Here is a 19,137-nt window from a genome sequence, read left to right on the forward strand (position 1 = left end):
GCCGCGGCGTCCGTGCTGGAGTTGAAAATGAGGCAGTTTGCTTTCCTATGGAAACACCAGAACAGGAAGAACGCCGCTGCATTCAGGAGCTTTGCCGCATTAAGGGGGAATTGGGGCGTACAGGCCGCTACGGCGTGTATTTTGACCTTACAGGCCCGGAAATAGAGTTTTGGGTAGAAGAGTTCGGCAAGCCGGGCTTTCTGATCTGCATCAAACACCAGGACGCCGGCACGGTGCTGGATTACGTCCGCAAGAGGTGTGATGAACTACGTTTGATTGAACCATAGAACATGCCTAATAGAATCATCAGGGAAGGGTTTCTGACATCCGACAAGGTCGATAAGCTGAGTTGGGTGGAAGAGTGCTTCTATCATCGTCTTTTACTTGCTGTAGATGACTATGGACGGTATCACGCCGACCCTCCTCTACTGATCGGAAAGATAATGCCTCGCAAAATAGGCAATGTCAGTAACCAGGACATAGAAAAGTGGCTCACCGCTTGTGTGACCGCGGGTCTTGTAAGGGTGTACGGTGTCGAAGGGAAGCGTTATCTGGAGGTCTTGCAGTTCGACCAAAGGACCAGGGCGAAGAAGAGTAAGTTTCCTGCCCCTGATGAAGAAAAAACTGACGCTTGTCAGTCAAATGACGGACATGTGTCAGACATATGTCAGTCACGTGACCGTCATCCGCTCGCCTATACGGAGACGGAGTCGAATACGAATACGTATACGAAATCGGAAACGGAGACGGAGACGGAGACGGAGACGAAGGAAGCTGCGCCTGACGGCTCGCTTGCGGCTCCTTCTCGTTCTTCACTTCCTCTTCCTTCCTCACCGGAAGAGGTGGAAGCCTACCTGAAAAACGAGGTAGCCAGATGCCGCTTGAAGCTGCTCCCCAGGGACGTTTCGGAATGCGCCCTGCAATACTGGGCGGACCGGGGCGGCTCCGGCTGGGTGGACAAGTTCTCCTGCCCCATTGCCGATTGGAAAGCCAATGCCCTGGGCTACGCCCTGCGCTGGGCAAGAAATCTTGATGCCAAAGGGCAACTACCCGGAGAGGAAAGCGACCCCTTCGATCCAAAATTTAGAAAAAATATTTAACCCTCAAAAAGAGAAACCATCATGCATTTTACAGAAACACAACTCAACGCCGAAAAGACCGTTCTTGGCAACTGCATTGACGGCGCCGACAAGGTAGCCGCCCTGATCGAGCAAGGTTTCACGAAGGCTCATTTTGTCCTTCTGGCCCATCAGAAGGTCTGGAGCGCCTTTGAGACTCTGGCCAAGACTCCAGAAAAGGTCAATATCACCGACCTGATCCAGCACCTGGAAGCCGCCGGCGAGCTTGAATCCGTAGGAGGTCACGCCGGGCTTGTCGAGCTTTCAACCAGCTTTGCCTACCATTTCCAGTTCGAGCCCTCCGTGAAGATTCTGGTGGAAGCCAAGAAGAAGCGGGATGTGGAATCCCTGTTCATTTCCGGGCTGGAAAATCTTCAAAACCCAACCCTGAGCAAAGACGAAGTGCTGGCGGAAGCCGAAAAGGTGATGTCCTCCTTACGGGAAAGTTACGGAGTGGCCCAAGTGGCGCGTATGGCTGATGGCACACAGAAGGTGGTGGAAGGGTTGGAGTTTCGCATCAAGAATCCAGGACAGACCAAGGGGCTTCCTACCGGCTACCCCTCCCTGGACAGGATGCTGGACGGCTTACAGAACACGGCTATGGTGGTCATCGGAGCCCGGCCGGCCGTGGGGAAGACTTCCTTCATGACCAACATTCTGTACAATCTGGCCGCCGAAGGGGTGCCAGTAGGCATGTTCTCCCTGGAAATGTCCAAGGAGCAGTTGCTTGAACGCACGCTTTTTGGCATGTCCAAAATCAATGCGGCCAATCTGCGCCGAGGCATCAAGCTGACCAAGTGGCAGCAGGATGCTTTCACCAACGCGGTTCGCAAGGTAAGGAGCCTGCCTTTCTTCGTGGACGACCGGGGCGCCTTGAGGATTGACCAGATCCAGGCGACCGCCCGGCGCATGGTGGCGGACCACGGCGTGAGGTGCATCGGCGTGGATTACCTGCAGCTTGCCAATCCTACCGGACGCCAGGCGTCCCGGGAACGGGAGGTGTCGGAGATTTCCGCCGGCCTCAAAGCCCTGGCCAAGGAACTGAATATTCCGGTGATCGTGTTGGCCCAGTTGAACCGGGAAGCGGAGAAACGCGCCGGGAAGGAAGCCGGGGTTCCCCGTGTGTCCGATTTGAGGGATTCAGGGTCTATCGAACAGGACGCTGATCAGATATTGTTGCTCTACAGGCCTTACGTCATGGACAAAAACGCAGATCCGGCAGAGGCGAAAATCATCGTCGGCAAGAACCGCTTCGGGGAGATTGGTTACATTGACCTGAAATGGGACGCTGCCGCCACGACTTACAGGGAGGTTTAAAACATGATATCACTATTTAAGGTAGTGCTACAATTTGGGAAGCTTTTCAAGGGCTTGTGTAAACTCCTTGGCTCCAAAGTCGATGTATCCTTCATGGACTTCCCGGGAATCGTGCCCCACAATGGCTTGCACAAGAGCAGGGGGAACACCGGCGTCATGTAACATGGTTGTTGCCGTATAGCGGAGGCTGTGGAAGGACAATTCATTGACGTGGCGCCGCGTCTCTGTGCCGTTTCCTTCCTGCTTTTTGTATTTTTTGCCTGCAGCCAGAGGGTCTTTGGCAATAAGGCCACACTGGTACAGGATGTGGCTAAAGATATTTGACAGGCGTCCGGATCCCTTGCTTTCAAAAATATTCGCGCATTCAGGATGCAGGAAGTCCCCAGGAGCTTCTTTCTTCCGTTGCTGCAGGTGTTTTTTCAGCGCCGGAAAAATCGGAATCATCAGAGGCTTTCCCTTTTTCTGCGTGGTCATCCGGATAACGCCTCGTTTCTCGTCAACCTGGGACCACCGGAGCGTTGCCACGTCTCCCAATCTTTGACCGCCCGTATAGAGGCACGTTTTCACCATGGAGCGCCATTCCGGATTGCATGCGGCCATTACCTTTTCAAGCTCTTCCAATTCGAATTTCCGCCGTTTGACGGCTTTCCCCTTGTGAGGCTTGGTAATCGCCGTAAAGGGGTTGGTTTCAATAATTTTATAATCAACTGCCGCCTGGAACGCCGCGGAAACCAGCGTAAGAGCAATATTGGCGGTAGATGGTGAGACACGGGAAAGAAGATGGTTTTTGAAATCGTCCAGCATCAGAGGAGTAATGCGATCCAGAGGCAGGTTGATACGTTCTCCCATTGAGGCGCGAAATTTGTCAAAGGCTTGTTTGTAGTTCGCTATGGATGCGGGTTTAAGCCCATTGCGCGTAATGCGCCGCATGTGGTCATCAAGCCATAATTTGACAGAGGGCATTTCCATAGATTCTCCGGTCAATTCCGTGGACAATGCGGAAATGGCCCGGCGTAATTGATAGGCCGGCAGGTTTGCCCGCGCCGTTGATTCAAGGGCGTCCGCCAGGCGTTGTGCCTTGGTCATAGCCTGTTCCCTGGTCAGGACGTTCAGCTGCTTCCCCATGGACTCTGCGGCTTCTTTTACTTCCCTTGTTACCGTGGCGGGGGTATGCTTGATTTTGGTTGACAGCCGGACCAGTTTCCAGCCTGTAGCGGTTCTCACGCGGTATTGTGCGTACCAGTAAGGGCTGTTCGGCTTTTTATAGATGGAGGCCATGATTTAGTGGTATCAATAGTGTGCTCTTTTTGCAAGTTGTATCACCATGTTTCAAGATGTTTTTGTGTTTTCTGAAATTTCGTAAGAGCTTTGTTTAGAGTGGAATAAAATCAAAAAGGCCGTCTCCGGAGAGACAGCCTTTTTCTTGAAACTGGTAGGCCCGGTAGGAATCGAACCTACATCGTCGGTACCGGAAACCGATGTCCTATCCATTGAACGACGAGCCCATGTTCCCAAGGAACGAGAGAAATAGAATAGAAAAAACGGGCCGGATGCAAGTATTTTTATGCCGGTGACGGGATTGGCATGATGAAAATGTGAAACGGGGATGTTAAGGGCAGGGAGGTTTCCGGATATTCCGGGAAGAAGGAAGGGGGCATCAGGATATTTTATGATGAAAAGAGAAGATGGCTGCCAGGACGGCCGCCACGGTAACGGCCATGATGGCCGCGAAAAGCGGCCAGAGATCCAGGAATCCGGCTCCTTCCAGAAAGATGCGCTGGATGAGTTCCAGGCCGTATCTCATGGGGTTGAGCAGCGTGAGGTCCTGGAAGATTTCCGGCATGCTGGAGATGGGCGTGGCAAAGCCGGAGAGCATGACCATGGGCACCAGCAGCAGGAAAGTTCCCACAATAGCCTGCTGAAGGGATTGGGCGAAGGAGGAAATGCACAGCCCGATGGCCGCCGCCGTGACGATGAAGAGCAGCAGGGCGGCGGAGAGCAGCCAGACGGAGCCCTGGAAGGGGATGCGGAACCAGAACATGGCAACCAGCACCACGAAGACGGCCTGCATGATTCCGGTGACGACGGAGGCTGTTCCCTTGCCGAGCAGGATTTCCCCCGGGGTGTATGGGGCGACGAGAAGCTGGTCGAAGGTGCCTTCCTCCCGCTCGCGGGCGATGGAGAGCGCGCCGGAGAGGATGGAGTTGATGAGCACGAGCACGGCGATGAGGCCGGGAACGATGAACCAGCGTGTGATGAGGTTGGGGTTGAACCAGGCGCGGGATTCCGTTTCCACCGGGGAGGAGCCGCCGTTTTTGGAGAGCAGTTCCGCCCCGTAGGCGGCAGCGATTTGCTGGCCGTAGCTGAGGGCGATGGCCGCCGTATTCGTGTTGCGCCCGTCCGCAATGAGCTGGAGAGATGCGGGCCTCCCCGTCTGAATGTTGCGGGAGAAATCCGGCGGAATGGTGAGCCCCACGACGATTTCCCGGTTGTCTATCATGCGGTCAATGTCTTTTTCCGTGGCCGCGGCGGCCTGGCGCCGGAAGATTCCCGTGCCTTCCAGGTCCGCGATGTACTGGGCGGCCGCTTCTCCGCCGTCTTTGTCCAGCACGGCGTATGGCACGCGGGTGACGTTCATGGTGGCGGCATAGCCGAAGATGGCTATCTGGATGATGGGAGGGATGATGAGGGCCAGCCGGCTTTTTTTGTCCCTGAGCACGGCCAGCAGTTCTTTTCTGACGAGGGAGGCTATTCTGATCAGGAAGTCCATGGCGCTATTCGAGGGATTTGGGTGCTTTCATCCTGGCGATTCCCATGAGCACCACGGCAAAGACGCCCAGCGTGATGCAGCAGGGAATGATGACGGAAGGGATGTCCCCGGCCAGGAAGAGGGTCTGGAGCAGGGTGACGTAGTAGCGGGCCGGGATGAGGTAGGTGATGGCCCGGACGGCGGGTGGCATGTTCAGGATGTCATACAGGAAGCCGGACAGCATGAGGGCCGGCATGAAGGTGCCCATAATGGCGAATTGGCAGGCCAGGAACTGGTTTTTGGTGGCGGTGGAGATGACCAGCCCCAACCCCAGGGCCACAATCAGGAACAGGGCGGAAACCGCCAGCAGCAGAGTGAGGGAGCCGCGGATGGGGATGCCGAAGACGAAGGCGGCGAAGAGCATGGAGATAGCCAGGCTGACCATGCCCAGCAGGAAGTTGGTGGCGGCCTTGGCCGCCAGGATTTCTCCGCTGCCCACGGGCGTGACGAAGAGGCTTTCCAGCGTGCCGCGTTCATATTCCCGCGCCATGACCAGGGAGGTGAGGAGCGCCCCGATCATGGTCATGATGGTGACGATGACGCCGGGAACCAGGTAGTAGTGGCTGTCGTTGGCTTCATTGAAGCGGGTGCGCGTCTGCATGTCCAGCACGGGGGCTGTCCGCCCGCCCAGGGAAGACGCCCAGGAGCCGACGACGGCCTGAAGGTAGTTGCGGATGAGGGTGGCCTGGTTGGCGTTGACTCCGTTGACGACAATCTGGACTTTCGTGGTTCCATTGTGGAGCGTGTCCGGCGCGTTGCTTTGCAGGGCGATGAAGGCGTCCGCTTCATGGGTGCGCAGTTTTTCTTCAGCCTCCCGGGTGGAGAAGACGCGCGTGGTCTGGAAATATCTGGAAAGGGTAAGCCTTGTTTCCAGGTCCGTGGACTGGCTGGAGGCGGGGACGGCCAGGTACGCGATGCGCACGTTTTTGATGTCCATGCTCATGCCGTAGCCGAAGAGGAGCAGGAGCACGGCCGGAAGGATGACCGCAATGCCCACATTGCCGGGGTCCCGGACCACCTGGTGGAGTTCCTTGACGATGAGGGCTCCTATTCTTTTGAGGGAGGCGGTCATGTTTCTCCTCCTCCTTTTTTCATGTGTTCTTCCGTGATGGCCAGGAAGGCGTCTTCCAGAGAAGCGGGGGCTCCGTCTTCACGCGGGGGAGCGTGTTTGCGGATATCGTCCGGGGAACCTTCCGCCAGCGTGGTTCCATCCATCATGATGAGCATGTTATCGCAAAATTCCGCTTCTCCCAGGAAGTGCGTCGTGATGATGATGGTGACGCCTTTTTCCGCCAGGGCGTTGATGCGCAGCCAGAAGTCGCGCCGGGCCAGGGGGTCCGCTCCGGAAGTGGGTTCGTCCAGAAAAAGGATGTCTGGGGAGTGGAGCAGGGCGCACGCCATGCTGAGGCGCTGCTTGTAGCCGCCGGGCAGGTGCGCGGCGGGGGCGTTCATGTACGGAGTCAGGTGGAATTCTTCTTCCATGGAGCGGATGGCTTCCTGCCGCTCCTTTCCGGACATGCCGTAGGCTCCGGCGAAGAATTCCAGGTTTTGACGCGTGGTCAGCATGCCGTACATGGAAAATTTCTGGGCCACGTATCCCACTTTCCTGCGCGCCCTGGCGGCGGCGGTCCGCAGATCCGCCCCGGCCACATTGAGCGTGCCGCCGCTGGCGGGCAGCAGCCCGCAGAGCATGCGGAAAGTGGTGCTTTTCCCCGCTCCGTTGGGGCCCAGAAGGCCGAAGACCTGCCCTTTGCGGACGGAGAAGCTGACGTGGTTGACGGCAATGAAACTGCCGAATTTCCTGACAAGGTCCGTTACCCGGATGACGGTGCCGCCGTTTTCCGTCCGCTCCGGTTCCGGCGTTCCGGCAGGGGCGGGGATGTCCTGCGGGGCGAGGTCCACTTGGTCGGCAAGCAGGGTCATGAAGCCGTCGGAGAAGTCCGGCTGCGCGGGGGCGGGGTGGTATTCCTCCAGCTTTTTCCGTGCGGGGTGGCCGTGGGGAACGATGATGCGGACGGTGTTCCCCTGCGGGGTGGCGTTGATGATGCCGGGCACGGCGGCCAGCCTGCTCTGGAATTGGCGCGCATGCAGCCCCTCCGGCGTGCGCACCGTCACGCACATTCCTTCCGCCCGGGCGATGACGTCGGCGGGAGGGGCGTCCATAAGCAGGCGCCCTTCATACATGATGAGGGTTCTGTTGCAGTAGGCCGATTCGTCCATGTAGGAGGTGCTGACCAGTACCCCCACGCCTTCCTCTCCGGAGAATTGTTTCAGGATGCTCCACAGTTCCCGCCGGGAGAGCGGATCCACGCCCACGGTGGGTTCATCCAGCAGGATGAGGGGCGGGGAGGAGACCAGGGAACAGCACAGGCCCAGCTTCTGCTTCATGCCGCCGGAGAGCTTTCCCGCAAGCCGCGTGGTGAAGCGTTCCAGGCTGGTCATGGCGAGCAGGCTGCGGAAGCGCTTTTCCCTGTCCTGGCCGTAAACGCCGTGCATGCGGGCGTAAAGCTCCATGTTTTCTCGGACGGTAAGGTCTTCATAAAGCCCGAATTTCTGCGGCATGTAGCCTATGGAGGCCTGGATGGACCGGCTTTTTTTCACGGAGTCCAGATTCAGGACGGAGATAGACCCGCCATGCGGTTTCATCAATCCCGTGATGAGGCGGATCAGAGTGGTTTTTCCCGCTCCGTCCGGCCCCAGCAACCCTACGATTTCCCCGGCGGACAGGCGGAAGGAGACGTCGTCCACCGCCGCAAAGGGGACGCCGGCGGAGTCCGGAAATATTTTCCGGATGTTCCGGCAGTCAATCAGGGGCTGGGATTCCGTGGTCATGGCCTGGGCTGTTCCGGGGGCTGTGTTCCGGCGTTCTGGTCCAGGGGGATGGTGACGGTGGCGGGGGCTCCCAGGCGCAGCCGGTTGTCCGGATCGTCCACAATGATGCGCACTTCATAGACCAGTGCCGTTCTGAGATCCGGCGTTTCCACGTTTTTAGGGGTGAATTCCGCTACGGAGGAGATAAACCCCACCGTCCCTTTGAAGCCGGTGTCCGGGAAGCTGTCATTGCGCACGGTGGCGGAAAAGCCGGGCTTTACTTTGCCGAGCTGGGATTCCGTGAGGTAGGCCCGCACCCATTTGGTATGGTTCAGGGAGATGTTGTAAACGGGTTTCTGCGGGGAGGCCATGTCCCCCTTTTCCAGAATGCGGTTGCGCACCACGCCGTTGCCGGGGGCATAGAGCACGGCGTCTTTCAGGTTCTGCTCCCTGATGGTCAGGCTGGCTTTGGCCTGGTTGTACTGGGCCAGCGCCTGGGCTACGTCTTCCTCACGGGAACCGGCCAGCAGCAGTTCCAGCTGTTTTCTGGCTACGTCCAGATTGGCGGCGGCCACTTGCCGGGAGGCGACGGCGTCGTCCGCCTCCTGGCGGGAGATGGATTTTGTTTCAGCCAGCGCCTCCAGCCTTTTGCTGCGCATTCCGGCGTTGTTCAGCGTAGCTTCCGCGGCCTGCACGTTCGCCCTCGCCTGGGCTATTTCTTCCGCGCGCGGGCCGTTTTTAACGCGCAGGTAGTTTTGGCGGGCGGCTTCCGCTATCTGCCGGGCTTCGTCCGCGGCCTGCCGGAGCCGCACCGTTTCCAGCGTGGCGAGCTTCTGGCCGGGAACAACCGTGTCCCCTTCGTCCACCAGCACGGAGTCAATACGTTCGGAGATGAGGAAAGCCAGATCCACCTGGCGCAGGTCCACATTGCCGTAAAGAACGGCTTTGTCCTCGGGCCCGGACGGAGTTTTCCGGTAGATGAGCCAGGCGGCCGTTCCTGCCGCCGCAAGGAGAACCAGGAGGATAACCAGCTTTTTCATAGTTTTATTTATACGTGTGTATAATTTATTGCAAGTAAAAATGGAGCCCGCATGACGGAGAAGGAATTAGCGATTTACTAACGGAGGGAGAACAGGCATAATCCGGCGTCTTTTACTTTTCCCATTATCTGTTATGATGACCGCCACCGAGATACGCCAAAGCTTTCTGGACTTTTTCCGCGAAAAACAGCACACGGTCGTGCCTTCCGCTTCTTTGATGCCCCAGAGCCCCGGTTTGTTGTTTACAAATGCCGGCATGAATCAGTTTGTCCCGTATTTCCTGGGCGTATGGACTCCCCCGTGGACGCCCGCCCGCGCTACGGATACCCAGAAGTGCATCCGCGCAGGCGGCAAGCACAATGACCTGGAGGATGTGGGGTATGACTCCTACCACCACACGTTTTTTGAAATGCTGGGGAACTGGTCCTTCGGGGATTATTTCAAGAGGGAAGCTATCCGCTGGGCCTGGGAGCTGGTCGTGGAGCGGTGGGGATTCCCGGCGGAACGCCTGTACGCCACCGTGTACGCGCCGGACAAGAGCAAGGGCGACCCCGGAGAGTTTGACCGGGAAGCTTGGGATTTCTGGGCTGAGCTGTTCCGTTCCCGAGGGCTGGACCCGGACGTGCATATCGTGCACGGGAATGTGAAGGATAATTTCTGGATGATGGGGGAAACCGGCCCCTGCGGCCCCTGTTCCGAGCTGCACGTGGACCTGACCCCGGAGGGGAATACGAAGGGAAGCCTGGTAAACAAGGATTCCGACCAGTGCATAGAGATATGGAACCTGGTGTTTATCCAGTACAATGCGGAGAGCGACGGCTCCATGCGCAATCTTCCGGCATGTCATGTGGATACCGGCATGGGGTTTGAGCGCGCGTGCTCCATCATGCAGTGCACGAACGGATTCAAGGATTTTTCCCGCAAACCGTCCAATTACGCCACGGATGTATTCCGCCCCCTGTTTGACCGCCTGGAAGTTTTGAGCGGACGGAAGTACGCGGACGTGTATCCGGCGCCCGGTTCCAAAAGGGTGGATGCGGAGGACGGGACCCTTCAGGAGGCGATTGCCTTCCGCGTGATTGCCGATCATCTGCGCACGCTCAGTTTTTCCATTGCGGACGGCATTCTGCCGGGCAACAATGGCCGTAATTACGTGCTGCGCCGCATTCTGCGCCGTGCCGTGCGCTATGGGCGCCGCCTGGGCTTTACCCAGCCGTTTTTGGCGGAACTGGTGGATACGCTGGTGGAGTCCTTCGGACAGGTGTTCCCGGAACTGGCCGCCCGCGCCACTACCGTGAAGGAGGTTTTGAACCGTGAAGAGGCCAGTTTTAATGAGACGCTGGACCGCGGCCTGGAATTGTTTGACGCGGAAACGGCTTCCGCCGGAAAGGTGAGCGGCGAGTTCGCCTTCAAGCTGTATGATACGTACGGGTTCCCCATTGACCTGACCGCCCTGCTGGCGGAGGAACGCGGCCTGGATATTGATATGGAGCGGTTCAACAGGCTGATGGAGGAACAGCGGGAACGCGCCCGGGCCGCCCGCAAGAGCGAGGTGGTGCGCGCCCTGGATTTGAAGACGGACGCCGTGACGGAGTTTACGGGGTACGATGTGGACGAATGCGCCGCTACGGTGCTGGAAGTGAGCCGCCAGGGGGATTCCCTGTTCATCATCACGGACAAGACTCCGTTTTACGCGGAAATGGGCGGGCAGGTGTCCGATGCCGGGTTGATTGAAATCGGCGGGGAAAGCTACCATGTGATGGCCGTCCAGCAGATAGGGAATGCCCGAGCCCATGTGGTGGAGGCCCGTCCCGGGCTGGAGGTGAAGCCCGGCGACCGCGTGCATTTGAGCATTGACGCGGAACGCCGCCGCCGCATTGAGGCGCATCACACCGCCACGCATCTTCTTCACTGCGCTCTGCATCAGGTGGTCAGCCCGGATGCGGCCCAGCAGGGGTCCTTTGTTTCGGAAGACCGGCTGCGCTTTGACTTTAACAGCAGCGCCGTTTCTCCGGACCAGCTCCGCCTGATTGAAGAGAAGGTGAACGGCTGGATTGAGGAGTCTCTTCCCGTGCACTGCACGGAACGCGCTTATGCGGACGTGAAGGGCAATGCCGCGATTGCCCAGTTCTTCGGCGACAAGTACGGGGATGTGGTGCGCGTGGTTCAGGTGGGCGGATGCAGGGATGGGCTGGACGGGGTTTCCATGGAATTCTGCGGCGGAACTCATATTGCCAATACGAAGAATATCGGCCTGTTCAAGATTAAGAGCGAGGGTGCCATCGCTTCCGGCGTGCGCCGCATTGAGGCGATGACTGGGGACGCTGCTCTGGAAATGATACGGCAGCATGTTGTTGCCAAGAGCCTGGAAATCGCCAAGGCGGTGGAGAAGATCAAGGAAGTTAATTACGAGTTGGCGGACATGGGGCTGGAACAGGTGCCTGTCCCCACGATTGAAGGCAAGCCGGGGCTGACGGCCCTGGGGGCTTCCGATATCCGGACGGTAAATGATTCCCTGGCGCGTTTCGACGCCTCCGTGGAGCATTTCAAACAGACGGCTCTGGATGCGGAGAAGAAGCTTAAAAAAGCCCGCGCCGGGCAGTCCGCCGCCAAGGCAGACGCCCTGCTGAATGAGTGGCTTTCCGATGCGCCTTCTTCCCTGATCCAGGTGGCGGAGGGCGCCGGGGAATTGCTTCAGGAACTGCTGAACGGGTTGAAAAAGCGCCAGTATGCGGGCGCCGCCTTCCTGCTGTGCGTGGACAGTTCTTCCTTGCTCCTGGGCGCTTATTGTGGCAAAGATGCCATTGCGGACGGATTGTCCGCCGGAGATATGATCCGCGAGGTTGCCGCTCTTGCCGGAGGCAAGGGAGGCGGCCGTGCGGATCAGGCCCGCGGTTCCGCTCCGCAGGATGCCGATCCTCAGGCCCTGGCTGCCGCCGCCCGCAATATTATTAACGGATAAACCCCTTACCTGGGCCCTATCGGACACCAATCATGGATAAGAAGATTTTCCCGGACGAACCTGAGATTCCCATTTTGCCTAATTTGTTTACGGCAGGGAACCTGGTGTGCGGTTTTTTCGCCATTCTGACGATTTTTGAGGGAATCAACCAGGCGGACAGCGACGCTGTGGCTGCTTTTTCCTATTATCAGAATGCCACTTTTTTAATCTTCGCGGCATGTTTGTTTGACTTGTTTGACGGCCGTATTGCCCGCATGCGCGGGCAGGACGGCCCGTTCGGGCGGGAATTCGATTCTCTGGCGGATATTGTCTCCTTCGGCATTGCCCCGGCGCTGCTGGTAGCCAAGGCCGTCCTGTTCCAGCTGTCCCCTCCGGAGGTGGGTTGGGGCATCGGCATCCTGTATCTGCTGTGCGCCGCGCTGCGCCTGGCGCGGTTTAATTGCATGGCGGCCGCTCCCCGGAAGGAAGGCCAGAGCAGCGATTTTGTGGGTCTGCCCGTTCCGATGGCGGCGGGAGCCGTGGTCTCCACCATGTACCTGGTGATGTATCTGGCAGGCAGGGTTCCGGACGGGGCCATGGACCTGGGCGTCTTCAAATACGTGATTGCGCTGGCAATGGCGGGAGTCTCCATTCTGATGATGAGCCGGGTGGTCTATCCCAGCTTCAAGCATATCAACATGCGCACGCGGGGGACGATGTACGCGATTGTGTTCATCGTGCTGGCGGTCATCTGCATTTTCAAATTCCCGTGGGTGATGCCCGCAGTCATTTTTTCCATTTATCTGCTTTACGGGCTGGTGCGGCCCTGGGTGGCCCGCCGCTGGCGGAACAGGCTGGAAGCCCGTGATGGAGAATAGGAAGACTTTCAGAAAACTGTTCCTGCCTCTTCTTTGAACAGACCATGCTGCGCCGGATTGGTGCCGGGCGGCGGTGTCTCCGCAGCCCGGTTCCGGGAATGTCCCTGGGTCCGGCTTTTTTAAGGGCGGGAACGCAGCCCTCCCTTTCAGGACCGTCCGCAATTTTCCTGCGCGGAGCGTGCGCCGGACCGGACGGGGGATAAAGATTTGGCGTCCGGAGGAAAGACGGAGAAGGAGGGAAGGGGGGGAATCGTGCCGAAGGACCGGAGCTTATTTGTTTTTCTTTTTAAAATCGTCCGCAAAGGGGTCTTTTTCCGGGGCGGTGGGCACGGCGTGCGTTTCAATATCCTTGGTGCTCTTGACCAGCGTGATGCATACGGGCTTGCTGCGGTTGCCCATGGCGTCATAAGTGTAAAGGAAGCGGCGCACGAGTTCCTTGGTGCGGGAATCGAACATTTGCTCTTCTCTCAGGTTGGCGTTGCCGTCGTAGCCGTAACGCACGAAAAAGAGTTCGTTTTTCTGCCCGTCAAAGATCAGGCAGGAGCGCAGCTCTCCAAAAGGCCCTCTTTTGTACAGGGTTACGGAAACGAGGACATTGCGGATGTTGTAAGTGGTTTTTTTCATCCCTTTGCCGTCCCCTGTTTTTTCAAAGTAGCTGCGGGAACCGTCTTCATGTTTGACCATGCGGGAAGAAGCTGTCTGGACATTGAAATCGTCCTGGCCGGCGGCCAGGGCTCCGGACGTCATGAGCAGGGGGATGAAGAGAAGCAGGGGCGTTGTTTTCATGGTGAAAAAAGAGTTTCTGACTTATTAAAGTGATGTATAGTGGCTTTGACAAGAACGTAATTAGATGAACTGGCTTGTAAGGAGAGACGTATTGGAGGTGGCGCGCGGAGGCGTGCTGATGGGAATTGTGAACGTTACTCCGGATTCCTTTTCCGACGGAGGGCGTTTTTATGCGACGGAACGCGCTGTCTCCCATGCAAAAGAGCTTGAACGGCAGGGCGCCCTTATTCTGGACATTGGGGGGGAGTCCACCAGGCCGGGGGCCGCGGAGGTTTCCGCGGAGGAGGAATTGGACAGGGTGCTGCCCGTGGTGCGGGAACTCCGTTCATGCACGGATGCCGTGATTTCCGTGGACACGCGCCATGCCGCCGTAGCGGCGGCTGTGCTGGAAGCGGGTGCGGACGTCATTAATGATATTTCCGGATTGCGGGAGGCGGGGATGGCGGAATTGTGCGCTGCGGCGCGCTGCGGCGTGGTGGCGATGCACATGCAGGGACGGCCTGAAACCATGCAGGACGCTCCTTCTTATGGGGATGTGGTGCGGGAAGTGCGCGGCTATTTTGAGGAACGTTATGATTTTCTGCTGGGGCGGGGGCTGGAACCGGAGCAGATCTGCTGGGATCCCGGCATCGGCTTTGGCAAAACGGCGGAACACAATCTGGCCCTGCTGTCCAACATGGACAAGCTTCAGGTGGCAGGCCGCCCGGTGCTGCTGGGCCTTTCCCGCAAGCGCATGCTGGGCGCCGTCCTGGGGGATGCGGAGCAGGGACGCGCGCCGCTGAGCACCGCCGTGATGACGGTGTGGGGGCATTTGCACGGCGCGCAGATTCACCGTGTCCATGACGTGGCGGAATGCGCCCGCGCCCTCCGGCTGATCCGGGCCGCTGAACCGTTTGTCCGCTGATTGAGCCATGGAATCCGCTTCTTCCCGTCCGGTATTGACGTCCCTGGCGTCCATTGCATTTTCCCTGGCGGTGGTGTTCCTTTTTCTGGCGGTACGGGGGATCTGGCCTTTCGGAGGCCGCTTCCTGGAGTATATGGATAACGGGCAGCTGGTTTATCCTACCTTGAAGTATTATGCCTCCGCCCTGATGTCCGGAGCGTTTGACGGAGCTTTTTTTTATGATGTCAATGGAGGCGCGGGAATCCGGGTGAGCCCTACGCTGCCGCATCAGCTGCTGATCCCCTCCACCTGGATTGCCGTGGCGATGGGGGATTCCTTCCTGTTGAAGGACATGGTCTGGGTGATGCTGGCGGATGTGGCCTGCATCTGCGTGACGGCTTCCTGGTTCCTGAGACGCGTGTTTCCCTCCCTGCCCGTATGCTGGACCGTGCTGCTGACGGCGGGTTATGCCGTGGGGGGCTTTTTCCAAACCAAGTACGGGTTCATGCAGTTCCTGGACCATGCCGCCATGTTCCCCCTGTTTGCCCTGGGCCTTTACCGGCTGGTGAACGGGGGAAGGGGCTGGCTGTATGCCGCCGGCCTCTTCCTGCTGGCTACCTCCCTGTACAGCGCTTTCATGGCCGTCGTCACCGGCTGGCTGTTCGCGTGGGCCTTTACGCTGCCCCTGAAGGGGACGCGGGAACGCCGCGTGCGCCTGGCCCGCGTGTTCTGGTACACGGCGGCGGTAACGCTGGCCACTTGTTATTACTGGCTGCCGATGGCGGAAATGAGCCGGGATTCCATGCGTTCCCTGTTTATGACGCCGCCCACGTTTTTTGAATTGTCATGGCCGTTTGACCCTCCCAAATTCCTGGAACGCCTTTACGCCTGTTTGCCGGGGATGTCATTTGCCGCTCTGGCGGCGGTTTATCTGGCTTGCGGGAAGAAGGCGTCCCCGGCGCCGGACAGAGGGAGGCGCCTGTTTATCCTTCTTCTGGCGGCGTCCGTTTTGCCCGCGTTTGTCGAACCCATCCACCGCGCCGCCCATTTATGGAGCTACGTGGATTTTCCCGTCCGGTTCGGTTTTATTCCCAATCTGGCGGTAATGTCGTTCTGCGCCTGGATTTTGTCCGGCGGCAGGCTTCCGGGGCCGGCAGGACGGCCATGGGGGTGGGGATGGAGCCTGGGGTTTCCCATAGCGGCTTTTTTCTTTTCCCTGTTTGTCCTGAAGATGACGGCTGCGGATCTTGCGGTGCGTCTTCTGCCTTTGCTGTTTTTTGCATGCGCATGGCTGTGCTGGAGGCATGTGGAGGGCAAAAGGCTGGCGTGGTCCATCGCTTCCGTGATGATGCTGGGGCTGCCCATAGGGGCTGCCGCGTTCTGGAGGCAGGGGGAGGAGGAGAAAGCCTCCGTCCAGGCGCTCAATGCGGAATGGCTGGCGCGCGGCATGAAGGGGTATTCAGGCTTGCTGCGCGTGAAGGACAGGGATCGCCTGATGGTGGAAAACGCGGATTGCCTGGGGCCTGTCCCGGGCATTGGCAATTTCCGGCATACGACGAGCATCGGTCATTTCCGTTTTCTGAAAAACCTGGGGTACCGGGATGAATTCACGCGCACGTACAGCCAGGGAGGCACTCTGTTTTCCGATTTGCTGCTGGGCCACGGTTTTGTGCTGGCGTCCCGGCCCATGGAGGGAATGGAGTGCGTGCTTTCCCGGGAAGGCATGTATTTATACAGGCTTCCGGGCGCCCGCTGGGGGCTGGTGGTTCCCCAGGGCGCGCTGGGGCTGCGTCTGGATGGGAACGCTGATGTGTTCAGCAATCTTAATGCCCTGCACGCCGCGCTCTGCCCATCGGCGGAAGGCCCCCTTTATGAGGCCGTAATAGTGAGGACGGAGATGAGCGGCCCCTTTTACCGGGCGGGCATTCCGGAATATCCCGGTGCGGTGTACGGGTTCCCGCAGACGGATACGGCGGAACTCCGTATCAATGGATGTGCGGTGCCCGTCATGGCGGAGGCGCAGAAGACATCCGGAGGAACGAGCCGCACCTATAACGGGGTTTTGGAATTGAAGCGTGCGGCCGTTGCCGGGGAAACTGTGGTGGAGGGGAGGATGCTGCGGACCGTGGAGACGCCCCTTCTGGCGGCTGCGGCGCGTACGCCGGAGCAGGATGTTCCGGTTCTGGGGAAAGAGCAGGATAAGTACGGGATGGAGGCGAAAGGAAGCGGTGGCCATGTGGAGGTGGCGCTGAATGCCGGGGAAGGGGAGGCTCTCATGGTGCCGGTCGTGTATGACCGGGGATGGAGAGCCCGGCGGAACGGGATGGAGGCGCCTGTGGAAAAGGTGGGGGAATTGATGGCGGTGCGCCTTCTGAAAGGGCAAAACCGGGTGGTGTTTGATTATTATCCGCCTTTATTGAAAGGGTCCCTGCTGTTTTCCTCCGGCGCGGCCGCCGTCTTCCTGCTGTATGCATGGTGGGCGCGGCGGCATCCGGAATCCACGCTCAGGAGGATTGTTCTGGCCTGCGGATACAGGCTGTTTCAGTGCTGCGCCGCCGTGGTGCTGGCGGCTGTTTATATGGGGTCAATCGTGTTGTTTATCGTGCAGTCCGTGTTGTGAAGGAATCCCCGGAAGGCGGGGAAATAGGCCAGGGACTGCGTGCGGGGGGATGCTGGCGTGGAACAATATCCGCGGGGCGGTACCGCTCCCGTTTTTCCGGTTACCGGATTGGCGGGAAAAGGCTTTCCGTTTTGAAGGATTGTTGACAGGGGAATCTGGCGCGGTAGAGTGGTTTCATGCAGTCTTCCTATTGTCCGAGTCCTTATCGATATACGCGCCGCGTAACCCGTGAAGTCATGGTGGGGAATGTGGGGGTGGGCGGATCCAATCCCATCCGGATCCAGTCCATGCTGACGTCCGATACGCGGGATACGGATGCCTGCGTGAAGGAGGCTTTGGAGCTGGCGGAGGCAGGGTGCGAGATTATCCGCCTGACCGCCCAGACCAAGGCGTATGCCGCCAATTTGGAGAATATTGCCCGGGAATTGCGCGCTGCCGGCTGCCATGTGCCTCTGGTGGCCGATATCCACTTCAAGCCGGATGCCGCGATGGAGGCTGCCAAATGGGTGGAGAAGATTCGTATTAATCCGGGCAATTTCGTTGATAAGAAGAAGTTTGAAGTGCGGGAGTATTCCGACGCCGAATACCGCGAGGAGCTGGACCGCCTGAAGGAAGAATTTACGCCCCTGGTTCTGTTTTGCCGGGAGCATGGCCGCGCGATGCGCATCGGTTCCAACCATGGCTCCCTGTCCGACCGCATTCTGAACCGCTTTGGCGATACGCCGGAGGGGATGGTGGAGAGCGCGATTGAGTTTGCCCAGATTGCCCGCGACCTGGATTACCATTCCCTGGTGTTTTCCATGAAGGCTTCCAACGTCAAGGTGATGGTGGCCGCTTACCGATTGCTGGTGGAGCGCATGAACGCCCTGGGGCCGGATTGGAATTATCCCATTCATCTGGGGGTGACGGAAGCCGGGGGCGGAGAGGACGGCCGCATCAAGAGCGCCGTGGGCATCGGCTCCCTGCTGACGGACGGCATTGGTGATACCCTGCGCGTTTCCCTGACGGAGGACGCTGTGAGGGAGGTGCCCGTGGCTTACCGCCTGTCCAATCCTTTCCAGCCGTCGGAGCGTTCCGATGACCCGGTTTCCTTCCCTGAACCGGAGTTGAGCTATGATCCCCTGAAGTTTTCCAAAAGGCAGGGTGGGCTGGCGATGTATTATGGCGTACGCCTGGGCTGGGAACAGCCTGTGCGCGTGGCGGTTCCTGACGCCGGGTTTTACGCCCTGCAGACAGAACGGGAGGCGATGGGGGACATGATGCCTGAATTATCCCTGGGGCAGCTGGATGCCATTGAGGTGGATCCCCGGTGCGATGCCGATCTGGAGCCGTTGAAGGAGCTGGCGGAACCGTCTATTGTTACTGTGAAGAACGGGCTGGCTATGGAGCCTGTATATGCGTTCCGCCTTCTGGCTGCCCGTATTGAGGACAGGCATCTGATCCTGCTGAAGGATACGCTGGTGCCCGGTTCCGTTTCCGGGGAAGACGTGCCGCTGACGGCTGCCCGCAATATCGGCTCCCTGCTGTGCGACGGGATTGGAGACGCCGTGCTGATTCAGGGCGAGTCGGACCCCCGTTTGGCTTCTTTCCTGGGATTCAATATTTTGCAGGCTACGGGAACGAGGCTGACGCGGGCGGATTACGTTTCCTGCCCGTCCTGCGGGCGTACCCTGTACAATATCCAGGAGGCGACGGCCCGCATCCGGAAAGCCACGGAACATCTGAAAGGGGTGAAGATTGCCGTGATGGGATGTATTGTGAATGGCCCCGGCGAGATGGCGGATGCGGATTTCGGTTATGTGGGCGGCGCGCCGAACAAGATCAACCTGTATGTGAAGCATACGCCTGTGAAGTTCAATATTCCCCAGGAGGAGGCTGTGGAACGGCTGGTGGATCTGATCAAGGAGTATGGGCGGTGGGTGGACCCCAAGTGA

Annotated in this window: 14 protein-coding genes and 1 tRNA gene; 8 read left to right on the top strand and 7 right to left on the bottom strand. The window is 58.7% G+C overall.

Going from position 1 to position 19,137, the window contains the following annotated elements; genetic code table 11:
- The first annotated feature begins 47 nt into the window (after window positions 1-47).
- The 3 genes from AMUC_RS07320 to AMUC_RS12045 all read left to right on the top strand — a co-directional run bounded on the left by AMUC_RS07320 (window position 48) and on the right by AMUC_RS12045 (window position 2,435).
- On the top strand, window positions 48-287 hold the full coding sequence (locus AMUC_RS07320) for a hypothetical protein (protein ID WP_012420414.1): 240 nt from the start codon (window positions 48-50) through the stop codon (window positions 285-287).
- Window positions 288-653: 366 nt separating this feature from the next.
- Window positions 654-1,100 (top strand): hypothetical protein, encoded by a 447-nt coding sequence (locus AMUC_RS12655; protein ID WP_143245876.1) that lies wholly within the window; start codon window positions 654-656, stop codon window positions 1,098-1,100.
- Between the two features lie 21 nt (window positions 1,101-1,121).
- Window positions 1,122-2,435 (top strand): replicative DNA helicase, encoded by a 1,314-nt coding sequence (locus tag AMUC_RS12045; RefSeq protein ID WP_012420416.1) that lies wholly within the window; start codon window positions 1,122-1,124, stop codon window positions 2,433-2,435.
- 27 nt (window positions 2,436-2,462) lie between these two features.
- Here AMUC_RS12045 and AMUC_RS07335 read toward each other — a convergent pair whose 3' ends face one another.
- The 6 genes from AMUC_RS07335 to AMUC_RS07360 form a co-directional block, all read right to left on the bottom strand.
- Window positions 2,463-3,713 (bottom strand): tyrosine-type recombinase/integrase, encoded by a 1,251-nt coding sequence (locus AMUC_RS07335; protein WP_012420417.1) that lies wholly within the window; start codon window positions 3,711-3,713, stop codon window positions 2,463-2,465.
- Window positions 3,714-3,865: 152 nt separating this feature from the next.
- Window positions 3,866-3,940, bottom strand: a tRNA-Arg gene (locus tag AMUC_RS07340).
- A 152-nt stretch (window positions 3,941-4,092) separates the two neighbouring features.
- On the bottom strand, window positions 4,093-5,205 hold the full coding sequence (locus AMUC_RS07345; protein ID WP_012420418.1) for an ABC transporter permease: 1,113 nt from the start codon (window positions 5,203-5,205) through the stop codon (window positions 4,093-4,095).
- Window positions 5,206-5,209: 4 nt separating this feature from the next.
- A complete protein-coding gene (locus tag AMUC_RS07350) occupies window positions 5,210-6,316 on the bottom strand; it encodes an ABC transporter permease (RefSeq protein ID WP_012420419.1) in 1,107 nt (368 codons plus the stop codon).
- Complete coding sequence (locus tag AMUC_RS07355) at window positions 6,313-8,076, bottom strand: ATP-binding cassette domain-containing protein (RefSeq protein WP_012420420.1); 1,764 nt, start codon at window positions 8,074-8,076, stop codon at window positions 6,313-6,315. Before AMUC_RS07355 ends, AMUC_RS07350 begins: the two co-directional genes overlap by 4 nt.
- Window positions 8,073-9,095, bottom strand: coding sequence for an HlyD family secretion protein (locus AMUC_RS07360; protein WP_012420421.1), 1,023 nt, complete (start codon window positions 9,093-9,095; stop codon window positions 8,073-8,075). Before AMUC_RS07360 ends, AMUC_RS07355 begins: the two co-directional genes overlap by 4 nt.
- A 133-nt stretch (window positions 9,096-9,228) precedes the next feature.
- On the opposite strand from AMUC_RS07360, the gene alaS reads away from it, so the two are divergent.
- Entirely contained in the window at window positions 9,229-12,057 is a 2,829-nt protein-coding gene (gene alaS, locus AMUC_RS07365; RefSeq protein WP_012420422.1) for an alanine--tRNA ligase, read from the top strand.
- Window positions 12,058-12,089: 32 nt separating this feature from the next.
- Window positions 12,090-12,914 (top strand): CDP-diacylglycerol--serine O-phosphatidyltransferase, encoded by an 825-nt coding sequence (gene pssA, locus AMUC_RS07370; protein ID WP_012420423.1) that lies wholly within the window; start codon window positions 12,090-12,092, stop codon window positions 12,912-12,914.
- 270 nt (window positions 12,915-13,184) lie between these two features.
- Here pssA and AMUC_RS07375 read toward each other — a convergent pair whose 3' ends face one another.
- Window positions 13,185-13,700, bottom strand: coding sequence for a hypothetical protein (locus AMUC_RS07375; protein ID WP_012420424.1), 516 nt, complete (start codon window positions 13,698-13,700; stop codon window positions 13,185-13,187).
- Window positions 13,701-13,764: 64 nt separating this feature from the next.
- Here AMUC_RS07375 and folP point away from each other — a divergent pair, with 64 nt between their 5' ends.
- From folP to ispG, 3 genes are all read left to right on the top strand, one after another.
- Window positions 13,765-14,604 (top strand): dihydropteroate synthase, encoded by an 840-nt coding sequence (folP, locus tag AMUC_RS07380; protein WP_012420425.1) that lies wholly within the window; start codon window positions 13,765-13,767, stop codon window positions 14,602-14,604.
- A gap of 7 nt (window positions 14,605-14,611) precedes the next feature.
- Window positions 14,612-17,203 (top strand): YfhO family protein, encoded by a 2,592-nt coding sequence (locus AMUC_RS07385; protein WP_012420426.1) that lies wholly within the window; start codon window positions 14,612-14,614, stop codon window positions 17,201-17,203.
- 176 nt (window positions 17,204-17,379) lie between these two features.
- Entirely contained in the window at window positions 17,380-19,137 is a 1,758-nt protein-coding gene (ispG, locus tag AMUC_RS07390; protein ID WP_012420427.1) for a (E)-4-hydroxy-3-methylbut-2-enyl-diphosphate synthase, read from the top strand.

This window comes from Akkermansia muciniphila ATCC BAA-835 (assembly GCF_000020225.1).
GTDB classification, from domain to species: Bacteria; Verrucomicrobiota; Verrucomicrobiia; order Verrucomicrobiales; family Akkermansiaceae; genus Akkermansia; species Akkermansia muciniphila.